At 72.2% G+C, this 10635-nt stretch carries 9 protein-coding genes and 1 pseudogene; 4 read left to right on the top strand and 6 right to left on the bottom strand.

Translation table 11 applies throughout. The annotated features are described in order from the left end of the window. Positions 1 to 126: 126 nt before the first annotated feature. The 6 genes from ACFXGA_RS21630 to ACFXGA_RS21605 form a co-directional block, all read right to left on the bottom strand. Complete coding sequence (locus ACFXGA_RS21630) at positions 127 to 1695, bottom strand: carbohydrate-binding protein (protein WP_378090573.1); 1569 nt, start codon at positions 1693 to 1695, stop codon at positions 127 to 129. A 212-nt stretch (positions 1696 to 1907) separates the two neighbouring features. Then, a complete protein-coding gene (locus ACFXGA_RS21625; RefSeq protein ID WP_378090570.1) occupies positions 1908 to 3380 on the bottom strand; it encodes a DHA2 family efflux MFS transporter permease subunit in 1473 nt (490 codons plus the stop codon). Between the two features lie 180 nt (positions 3381 to 3560). Then, a complete protein-coding gene (locus ACFXGA_RS21620) occupies positions 3561 to 3998 on the bottom strand; it encodes a DUF488 family protein (protein WP_378090567.1) in 438 nt (145 codons plus the stop codon). Further along, positions 3995 to 4609, bottom strand: coding sequence for a DUF488 family protein (locus ACFXGA_RS21615; protein ID WP_378090565.1), 615 nt, complete (start codon positions 4607 to 4609; stop codon positions 3995 to 3997). Before ACFXGA_RS21615 ends, ACFXGA_RS21620 begins: the two co-directional genes overlap by 4 nt. Next, positions 4606 to 5289, bottom strand: coding sequence for a hypothetical protein (locus ACFXGA_RS21610; protein ID WP_378090563.1), 684 nt, complete (start codon positions 5287 to 5289; stop codon positions 4606 to 4608). The genes ACFXGA_RS21615 and ACFXGA_RS21610 overlap by 4 nt, the downstream gene beginning before the upstream one ends. A 120-nt stretch (positions 5290 to 5409) precedes the next feature. Next, on the bottom strand, positions 5410 to 5904 hold the full coding sequence (locus ACFXGA_RS21605) for an FBP domain-containing protein (protein WP_378090561.1): 495 nt from the start codon (positions 5902 to 5904) through the stop codon (positions 5410 to 5412). 102 nt (positions 5905 to 6006) lie between these two features. Here ACFXGA_RS21605 and ACFXGA_RS21600 point away from each other — a divergent pair, with 102 nt between their 5' ends. The 4 genes and pseudogenes from ACFXGA_RS21600 to ACFXGA_RS21585 all read left to right on the top strand — a co-directional run bounded on the left by ACFXGA_RS21600 (position 6007) and on the right by ACFXGA_RS21585 (position 10523). After that, on the top strand, positions 6007 to 6579 hold the full coding sequence (locus ACFXGA_RS21600; RefSeq protein ID WP_378090559.1) for a TetR/AcrR family transcriptional regulator: 573 nt from the start codon (positions 6007 to 6009) through the stop codon (positions 6577 to 6579). 335 nt (positions 6580 to 6914) lie between these two features. Beyond that, on the top strand, positions 6915 to 7517 hold the full coding sequence (locus tag ACFXGA_RS21595; RefSeq protein ID WP_378090557.1) for a DUF4956 domain-containing protein: 603 nt from the start codon (positions 6915 to 6917) through the stop codon (positions 7515 to 7517). Further along, positions 7514 to 8206: pseudogene (locus ACFXGA_RS21590) on the top strand (polyphosphate polymerase domain-containing protein); the annotation flags it as partial. The gene ACFXGA_RS21595 and the pseudogene ACFXGA_RS21590, both read left to right, overlap by 4 nt. Positions 8207 to 8441: 235 nt before the next feature. Further along, entirely contained in the window at positions 8442 to 10523 is a 2082-nt protein-coding gene (locus ACFXGA_RS21585; RefSeq protein WP_378090555.1) for a CotH kinase family protein, read from the top strand. Positions 10524 to 10635 lie beyond the last annotated feature (112 nt).

Below are 10635 nucleotides of genomic sequence, written 5' to 3'. Positions count from 1 at the left end.
ACAATTATCCTCCACACCTAAACATCTTTATCGCTGGGGGGGGGGGGGGGCGGCCCCCCCCCCCGGGGGGGGGGGGGGGGGCGCCCCCCCCCCCCGCTTCCCCGGCGAGGTGTCCACGGCGAGGTGTCAGAAGCGCGCCCCCACGTCCGCGCCGTTGGCGGGGCGCAGGAAGGGGGAGGACGGGATCGAGCCGTCGGCGCGGCGCGGCCCCGTGATCGTGGCCGGGTCCGTGCTCGTGAACGACCACGAGCCGCCGAGGTCCCACGAGTTGCCGCTGCCGGAGGAGTTCGAGCCCAGCGAGGCGTTCGTGCCGTTGGCCGCCGCCAGGTTCTTCGTCAGGGCGGAGGCCGAGCGGTCGAACCGGAAGCCGGTCTTCGGGTTGTCCCACGCGGTGCTGCGCTCGATCCGGTGCCGGCCGGGGTTGTTGTTGTCCACGAAACCGCCCGCCGCGTTGTCCCACGTCATCGTGTTGCGCACGGTGTGGTCGGCGGCGACGGAGTTGCCGCCCAGCTTGAGCCCGTTGCCGTCGCCGGTGAAGTCGGGCAGGTTCCAGCGGTTGAAGCCGTTGCCCCAGGCCAGGCTGTTCTCGGTGAGGATCGGCGAGGAGAACATCCAGTAGTCCAGGCCGTCGTCGGAGTTGTGCCACAGCCGCGCGCCGCGCACGACGTTGCCCGTGCCGGAGCCCTCCTTGATGGCCAGGCCGTCGGCGCTCTCGCCGTTCTTGCGCGGGTCGCGGTTGCCGTAGGAGTCGAGGTTGACGATCCGGTTGTCGGCGGACGCGCCCTGCAGGTGCAGGCCCGACTCGTAGTTGTCCCGGGTGACGAGCCGCTCGAACACGGTGTTGTTGGTGTCGAGGCCGAACACGCCGTACGGGCCGTGGACGATCTCCAGGCCGATCAGCCGCCAGTGGTCGCCTTCGATGTGGATCGCGCCGCGCTCGGCGCGCGGGATGCTGGAACCGACGGCTCCCGGCGTGTACGGCATGTTCTCACCGTCGATCACGACGCGCTCGTTGTTGTAGTTGCGCAGCGTGATCGGCAGGCTCGCGGTGCCGTTCTTGAGGAGCTGGATGTTCGTGGCCGGCGCGTAGGTGCCGCCGCGGACGTGGATCGTCGTGCCGGGTTGGGCCAGGTCGACGCCGCGCTGGATGGTAGGCAGCGGCGCGGCGAGGGTTCCGGGGTTGTTGTCGTCGCCGTTGGGCGCGACGTACAGCGCGGCGGCGGGCGCGGGCGCGTCGGCCGCGGTGAAGTCGAGGTAGTCGACGTTCGGCAGGCCGGACGACGTGGTCGGGCTGAGCCGGATCGTGCTCGTGCCCGCGGGCACCGCGACGGTGAGCGCCTTGGACGCCCACGTCGACCAGGCCCCGGTCGGCTCGAAGGACACCGACGCCGCAGTGGCGCCGTTGACCACCAGGTCGGCGGGTCGGGCGGCCGTGCCGCCGTGGGCGAAGCGGACCACGGCCGTGGCCGTGCCCGCCGTGGCGGCGGTGACGGTGAACTGCACGTGCGCGCCCACGGCGTTGTCCGCGTTGCAGAACCCCGTGCCGGAGAAACCGGACCAGTCGGCGTCGACGGCGCCGGCGCACACGGCGGATTCGGCTTCGTGACGCGCGGTCGCGGCGGACGCCGGCGCCGGTAATGCGACGGCCGCCGCGGCGACCAATGCGGTGCCGGCGGCAAGGGACGTGAACCTCATTGTTTCTCCCTCGAAGTGACGCGGAAGCGGTCCGCGTTCACGCTTCTGAACAGCGCAAACGCGGGCGGGAGCATCCCGGGCACGCTAACGCAGCCGGTCGGGGGAAGCAATGTCGCCGAACTTTTTCGGCCACGGCCCTGCGGTTTCACAATGGTGAACAATTGCGGGCCGGAACGCGGGGGCGAAACGTTTTCCGCCCCCGCGCGGGGTCGCTACACGTGCGCCGCGCCCTCGGGGCCCGCCTCGGCCTTGCCGCGCTGGACGAGGAACGCGCCGGCCACCGCCACCAGGGACAGGACCGCCGCCAGCAGGATCGCCGCGTGCATGCCGCCCATCTCCGCGCCGACCCCGGACTCGCCGGACGCGGCCAGCCCGGCGGCCCGCGCGCTCATCACGCTGACCAGCAGCGCCACGCCGGCCGCGGCGGCCAGCTGCTGCGTCGTGCTGAAGATCGCGCTGCCGTGGGAGTACAGCCGCGCGGGCAGCGCGCCCAGGCCGGACGAGAACAGCGGCGTGAACGAGAACGCGAGGCCCAGGCTCAGCGCCAGGTGGAACACCAGGACGAGCACCGCGGACGTGGACGCGTCGAACGTCGTGGCCACCCACAGGGAACCGCTGGTCGCGATCGTGCCCACGATCAGCAGCAGGCGCGGGCCGACCCGGTCGTAGAGCCGGCCGACGAACGGCGACAGCAGGCCCATGAGCAGGCCGCCGGGGAGCAGCAGCAGGCCGGTGGCCAGCGGGTCGAGCCCGAGCACGTTCTGGGTGTAGATCGGCAGGATCGTGACGACGCCCAGCAGCAGGCCCATCATCACCATCATCAGGACGCTGGCCAGGGTGAAGGAGCGGAAGCCGAACGTGCGCAGGTCCAGCAGCGCCCGTTCCCGCCGCTGGAGAGACACCTGGCGCAGCACGAACGCCGCGATGCCCAGCACGCCGACCGCGAGCGAGCCCCACAGCGCGGCCGACGACCCGCCGCCGCTGTGCCCGATGCTCGACAGGCCGTAGACCAGGCCGCCGAACCCGAACACCGACAGCACCACCGACAGCACGTCGATCGGCGCGCTGCTCGACTCGCCGATGCGCGTCACCCAGCGCAGGCCGAGCACCAGCGCGGTGACCGAGATCGGCAGCACGACCCAGAACATGGCCCGCCAGCTGAACAGGTCCAGGACCACGCCGGAGACCGTGGGCCCGATGGCGGGCGCGACCGAGATGACGATCGAGATGTTGCCCATCACCGCGCCGCGGCGGGCCGGCGGCACGAGCGTCATGACGGTCGTCATGAGCAGCGGGAGCATGATCGCCGTGCCGCACGCCTGCACGACCCGCGCGGCGAGGAGCACGGCGAAGCCGGGCGCGAGCGCCGCGATCAGGGTGCCCGCGCTGAACAGGCTCATCGCCACGCCGTACAGCACGCGCGTGGGCACCCGCTGGATCAGGTAGCCGGTGATCGGGATGACCACCGACATGGTCAGGAGGAACCCGGCCGTGAGCCACTGCCCCACCGCGGCCGTGACGTCCAACTCGGTGAGCAGCACGGGCAGCGCGACGCCCATGATGGTCTCGTTGAGGATGACCACGAAGGTCGCCACGAGCAGCACGCCGATGACGGCGCGGTCGGCGCGGCTGAGCGCGGGCGGTGGTGACGACGTCACGGCGTCGGACACACCTGCGGAAGTCATGCGTAGATCCCCCAGAGGAAAGATGGGCGCGACGAAGAGGCCACGGCGCCCCCGAACACCCCAACCCTACCCGCGCGACCGCCGCGCCCCACGTCCTTTTTCCCTCGGCGAACCGGGGCGGGAGCGCGTCGCCGCGGTGTTCCCTTGTGGACGGCGCGGGTTCACCGGAACGCCCCGGTCTCAGGTCAGGTGGTGGACCGCCACGTCGCCCCAGTGCTCGGCGAGGTGCTCCGCGACCAGCCGGCGGTGGCAGTGGTGCGGCTGGTCCTCGCTGCACAGCAGGACCGCGTTGTCGACCAGTTCGCGCGGGAGGACGTCCCGGACGCGACGGTCGCGCATCAACTCCAGGAACCGGTGCTCGTAGGACGCCCAGCCGAGGCCCTGCTTCTTGTACGCGTCGAGCATGTCCTGCGTCGGCGCCAGGTCGGGCCGGTGCGCGTAGGACATGCCGCACAGCTCGGAGAGGAAGAACGCCAGGTCGTCCCGCTTCGCGAACCCGGCCAGCTGCGAGACGTTGTTCAACCGCACGTCGACCAGGGCGCGCGCGCCCGAACCGCGCAGCAGGCCGAAGAACCTCGCCGCGGACTTCCTGGTGAACCCGATGGTGAAGATGTTCACACCTCGGCCGCCCCGTCCTCGCGGAGGTCGTCGTTGACGTAGGCGATCCGGGCCTCCTGCCGGCTCAGCGCCTCCTCCAGCCGCTCGGCCCTGGTGCGGAACAGGTCGTCCTCCGCCAGCCCGAACCCGGCCATGAGCCGCGTCATCGCGTCGGCGTGCCCCTCGACCCGGCCGTCGCCGTGGACGTGGCCGACCGGCACGCCGTGCTCGTCGAGCACCCGCGCGACGAGGATCGTGCGGTGGCAGTCCAGCGGTTCGCCCTCCGTGCACATGACCGCGATCCGCTCCGTCCGCGCGCCCCTGAGCAGCCGCTCGATCCCGCCGAGGAACTCCGGGGTCTTCGCCAGCAGCTCGTACCGGACCCGGCCGTCGACGTAGCAGCCCGGGTCCTCGGTGCGCGCCCCGAGCTCCTTGCCGAGGAAGGCGTACCGGATCCCCGCGTCCCGCAGGCCGCGCTCGATCGCGCCGCGGTTGAACTGCGGCGTGAACCGGCTGAGCGGGACCGAGCGCACGTCGGCGACGGCCGAGACGCGGTGCCGGCGGAGCAGTCGCACGAAGGTGGGCAGGTCGTGCACGGAGTGCCCGATGGTGAGCACCGCGCGAGGCGTCATCGCGGGCCACCGCGCCCGGCGCCGGGGCGCTCCACGATCGCCGCCACCAGCTTGAAGAAGCTGCCCTGGAACTCCTCGCCCAGGCTCACCGTCAGGAACGACTCACCCAGGCGGTGATTGCCGAGACCCGCGGCGCGGAACCTCTCTTCGCACATCGGATCGGTCACCTTCAACGCGTACGTCGAACCCGCGTAGCGGAATCGCGCCCGGACCACCGGCAGTCGTGTGCTCGCACGGGGATGCGCGGGGCTCACCTCGATCGTCACCCGGGGGACTCGGATCAATCTCAGCGAGTCTAGCAGTCGGTCGCGCAATTCGACCGGAACGCGGTCGTTGACACCGGCGGACGTGTGGTGGCCGTCGACCCACAAGCCGCGCGGTCGCTCCTCGAAGCGGCATAACGCGTCCCACCCGATCCGACCGACGCGCTCCCAGCGGACCGCGGGGTCGAACAGCCAGTTCTCGCGGTGGACGCCGAACGGCCGGCGCCGGATCAGGGGCACCGCGATCACGTCCAGGACCTCGGGTTCGGCCCCGTCGGCGTAGCGGCGCTCCACGGCCGACACCTCGTGCCCCGGCCGGCCGCCGACCGGCCGCACCCATTCGGGGCCGCCCCGACCGATCACCATTCCCGCGACACAACGACCCGAATTCTTCCGGGAATTCGCCAAGCACACCATTCGCCTGGTTCTCGCCACGCGCGCCCCCCGGAACCACCGGACCAGCCCGCGCCGATATTAACGCGAATTGGTCCGGCGTCAGGGTATTCCGGCACGCCGGGAATTATTTCCGAGCAATGCTCACCCCGTCACGCGGGCCAGGAAGCCGGCCAGTTTGGCGGCGGTCCGCTCGGCCTTCTCCTCCGTCGTGAGCGACTCGTGCAGCCGCGCGCCCGGCCCGGCCTCCTTCTTGCCCCGCAGGTACAGCGAGCACGCCAGGTCCGCGCACAGGTACAGGCCCACGGAGTTGCCCTGCTGCCCGCTGCGCCCCGCCTTGCGCGCCGTCATCAGGCACACGCCGTCGCCCTGGTGGGCGGTCAGGCACACGGAGCACATGGTGCGCCGCGGTTGGCCCGCCTGGGGCGTCGCCATGCGCAGGGCGACGCCCACCAGGCCGTCGGGGGACGGGGCGACGAGGTAGGCGCGCTGCGGCGCGGTGGGGTCGCGCCAGCCGAGGAAGTCCAGGTCCTCCCACGGTCGCGCGGCCAGGTCGCCCGGCACGGCCAGCCGCTTGGCCTCGCCCTTCGAGCAGTTGATGAACGACGCGCGGATCTCGCGCTCGGTCACGGGTTCCATGCCCTCGAAGCTACGTCAGCAAGCCGCCAAGGCCAAACCATTATGCGCTAGCCTAGACCTCCTAGGTTTTTCTGCGGAGCCGGCCGACAGCGGGGGGGCGACATGGCACGCGCGGGCGTGACGGCCGAACGGCTGGTGCGGGCGGCGGCGGAGTTGGCCGACGAGGTGGGGTTCGAGAACCTGACCGTCTCCGCGCTCGCGCGCCGGTTCGGCGTCAAGGACGCGAGCCTGTACTCGCACGTCCGCAACGCGCAGGACCTGCGCGAGCGGGTGGCCGTGCTGGCGTTGTCCGAACTGGCCGACCGGGCGGCCTCGGCGCTGGCCGGGCGCGCGGGCAAGGACGCGCTCGTCGCCTTCGCCCACGCCTACCGGGACTACGCCAAGGAGCACCCCGGCCGGTACGCGGCGATGCGGGTCGACCTGACGCCCGCCCTCGCGGCCGACAGCCGGGCGAACCGGCACTCCGAGCTGACCCGGGCCATCCTGCGCGGCTACCGCCTGCCCGAGCCGGACGAGACCGACGCGGTGCGCCTGCTGCACAGCGCGTTCCACGGCTTCACGTCCCTGGAAGCCTCGGGCGGGTTCCGCCACCACCCGCGCGACACCGGGGACTCGTGGGCGCGGGCGCTGGACGCCCTCCACACCCTGCTCACCCACTGGCCGTCCAGTTCTTGAGACCGCCGTAGCCGCACATCCGGCACCGCACGTCCGAAACTTTCGATACGAGGCGACAAGGGAAGACTACGGTCCGTACTGACCCGCCCGGCTGCCAAAAGGCGGCAAGGATCGCAGCCGAATGGGCTCTACCAGGCAACAGTCCACCTTCCGAACCGTCGCCGTACACCGGCAGTTCATTGACGCGACACCCGGACGCCCCCTATCGTTTCGAGCGGGATCCCGAAAGTTTACCGTAAAGTGCGAAAGTTTCGGCGACCGTCCTGCAGACCCCCGCCAAGAAGCGGGCGGTGCCCAGCCGACCCTCGGCCTGCGGCTCAGGAGGAACGAACGAGATGCCACGACTCGTCCTGTTCGCGATCGACATCTGCGCGGTGGTGCTGCTCGTCTTCGGGCTGTACTTCCCGCGCCACCGCCGTCGCGACCTGGTGGTCGCCTACCTCGGGGTGAACATCGGCGTGCTGGCCGTGGCGAGCGCCCTGAGCACCAGCAACACCGGCGCGGGCATCGGCCTGGGCATGGCGTTGTTCGGCGTGCTGTCGATCATCCGCCTGCGCTCCACGGAACTGGACCAGCACGAGGTCGCGTACTACTTCTCCGCGCTCGCCCTCGGCCTGCTCGGCGCGCTGAGCACCGGCTCGCCGTGGCTCAACGGCGGCCTGATGGCGCTCATCGTGCTGGTGATGTTCCTCGGCGACCACCGGCGGCTGTTCCGCTCCTACCGGCACCAGGTCCTGGTGCTGGACTCGGCGATCACCGACCACGTCACGCTCGTGGCGCACCTGGAGCAGCTGCTCAACGCCAGGGTGCACAGCGCCACCGTGCAGCGGCTGGACCTGGTGAACGAGACCACGGTCGTCGACGTCCGGTACGCGGCGAACGCCCGCGTCCCCGCCTCCGCGCCGAGCGCGCCCGCCGCCACCGGGGCCCGCCGATGACCGCGACGACCCCCGTGCCCGCGCTCGCGGGCCTCGACCCGGTGGGGCTGGCCGAACTGGTCGAACGCGCCGCGCTCCAGACCAGGGTGGACCGCAAGTACGTGGTGCCCGCCGACGCGCTGCCGCGCCTGCTGGAGCAGATCGCGCCGCACGCGAGGGTGCTGGAGATCGACGGCGCGCGGACGTTCCGCTACGAGTCGGTCTACTTCGACACCCCGCGCCTGGTCAGCTACCACGCCGCGGCCTACCGCAGGCGTCGCCGCTTCAAGGTCCGCACCCGGACCTATGTGGACTCCGCGCAGTGCTGGCTGGAGGTCAAGATCAGCGGGGCGCGGGGCAGCATCACCAAGCACCGGCTGCCGTACCACCCGCACGACCGCGAAACCGTGCGCCCCGGCCGCGACTTCGTCGACGAGGCGCTCGCCCGCGAGTCGATCGGCGCCGGCGCGGCGGGACCGCTCGACCCGGTGCTGGTGACCGACTACCGCCGCACCACCCTGTTCCTGCCGGCGACCGCGAGCCGGGTCACCCTGGACACCGCGCTGTCCTGGCGGCACGGCGACTCCGCGCTGCACCTGTCCGGCCTCGCGGTGGTCGAGACCAAGTCCGCGTCGGCCGCCACCCCGGTCGACCGCCTGCTGTGGCAGCGGGGGGTGCGTCCCGTCCGCATCTCCAAGTACGCCACCGGCCTGGCCGCGCTCCGGCTGGACCTCCCGGACGCGCCGTGGCGGCGCACCCTGCGCCGCGGGCGGGCCGCCGCGCGCTCTCTCCCCCCCCCCGCCCCGGGGCCGCGCGGGCCTCCCGGGGGGCGCCGCGCCCCCCGGGGGCCCCGCCCCCCCCCCCCCCCCACTTCCGCGACGCCCCGCCGCCGGTGGCCGCGGTCGCGGCCACCACCCTCTCCCACCGACCCGAACAGGAGGCATCGTGCGTTTGACCTCCCGCAGCAACGGCGCCGCGGCAGCACATCGCACCCACGGGCTCGCGGTCGCCGCCGTGCTGCTGGCCGGACTGCTCGTGCCGCTCTCGGCCGGCGCCGAACCCGGGGCCGCCACGACGACCGGCGCCACCGCGGACTCCGTCGCCGCCGCGGCGGCGGCCGACGACCTCGTCGGCGACATCGCGTTCTCCGTGCCCAGCGGCACGTTCCAGGGCCAGGTGTCGGTGTCGCTGAGCACGGCGATCGCCGGCGCGCAGATCCGCTACACCACGAACGGGCAACTGCCCACCGCCCAGTCCACCCTCTACTCCGGCACGCCGCTGCGGTTCACCACCACCACGCAGCTCCGCGCGCAGGCGTTCGTCAACCAGGCGGCGTCCGGCGCGCCCGGCACGGCCATGTACGTGGCCCGCGAGGCCAGCACCACGGCGCACGACCTGCCGCTGGTCGTGATCGACTCCTACGGCAAGGGCAAGCCGCAGCGGGAGTACTTCGACGGCGCGACCATGATCTTCGAGCCGGGCGCGGGCGGCACCACGTCGCTGGCCGCGACGCCGTCGGTCGCCACGCGGGCCGGTTTCCGGCTGCGCGGCCAGTCGTCGGCCTCGTTCGAGAAGACGCCGTACCGGCTGGAGTTCTGGGACAACGACAACGACGACGCCGACTACCCGGTGCTCGGCATGCCCGCCGACTCCGACTGGGTGCTGCGCGGCCCGTTCCCGGACAAGTCGCTGATCCGCGAGGCGTTCTCCTACGACCTCGGCCGCGAGCTGGGCCTGCACGCCCCGCGGTACCGGTTCGTGGAGTTCTACCTCAACACGGACACCACGCCGGTGGGCGCGAGCGACTACATGGGCGTCTACATGCTCGTCGAGACGATCAAGAACTCGAAGAACCGGCTTGACCTCAAGGGCCTGGACGAGGACGACACCACCCTGCCCGCGATCTCCGGCGGGTACATCTTCAAGTTCGAGTGGATGGCCGCCGAGGAGCCGACGCTGCCGTGCACCGGGCCGACGAACACCTGCTGGAACTACCTGGAGGTGGCCGACCCGGACCCGCTGAACGCCCAGCAGAAGGAGTGGTTGCGCGGGTACGTCCAGGAATTCCACGACGTGTTGCGCGCGCCGAACTTCGCCGACCCGACCACGGGCTACGCGAAATACATCGACGTGCCGTCGTTCATCGACCACATGATCCTCAACGAGCTGAGCCGCGGCATGGACGCCTACCTGCGCAGCGCCCACTTCCACAAGGACCGGGACGGCAGGATCGTCGCGGGCCCGCTGTGGGACTTCGACCTCACCTACGGCGTCGGCGGGTTCTTCCAGAACGACCAGACGGCGGGCTGGCAGTACCTCCAGACCCGGCAGCCGGTGGCCAACGACTGGTTCAACCAGCTCCTGCGCGACCCGGCGTTCGTCAACCAGGCGAAGGCGCGCTGGCAGTCGCTGCGCCGCGGGCCGCTGTCCGACACCGCGTTGCAGACCCGGATCGACAACCTGGCCCGGCCGTTGACCAACGGCGCCCAGCGCAACTTCCAGCGCTGGCCGAACCTCGGCTCGCCGACGGTCGGCTTCTTCCGCACCCCGACCGCGCCCACGTGGCAGGGCCAGGTGCAGGCCATGCGCGACTGGATGCTGCGCCGCGCGGCGTGGCTCGACTCGACGCAGGGCTGGGGCGGCTCCACCACGCCGACCTCGACCACCACGCCGACCAGCACCACGACCACCACGACGACGGCCACCACGACCACGCAGCCCGGCGGCGCACGGTGCTCGGCGACGTACACGGTGGTCAACCAGTGGCAGGGCGGGTTCCAGGGCGAGGTCCGGGTCACCGCGGGCGCCACGCCGATCGGCAACTGGACCGTGTCGTGGACCAACCCCGCCGGCGTGACGATCACCCAGGCGTGGAACGCGACGGTGACCAGCCAGGGCTCGACCGTCACCGCGCGCAACGCCGCCCACAACGGCTCCGTGGCGGCCGGCGGCAGCACCACGTTCGGGTTCCTGGGCTCGTCCACCGGCGCGCCCGGCGCCCCGGTGCTCACCTGCACCGCCAGCTGACCGACGACCGCCGCGGGGCCCGCGGCCCCCCCGGGCCCGGGGGCGCCCCCCCGGCACCCGGGGGGCCCGCCGGGGCCAAACGGCGGGCGTCCCCCCCGCGCGCGTTTGGCCA

The sequence above is a fragment of the Actinosynnema sp. NPDC059335 genome, assembly GCF_042752395.1.
Classification (GTDB): domain Bacteria; phylum Actinomycetota; class Actinomycetes; order Mycobacteriales; family Pseudonocardiaceae; genus Actinosynnema.
Note: the sequence above shows the minus strand (reverse complement) of the source record. Positions and strands in the feature narration are given on the sequence as shown.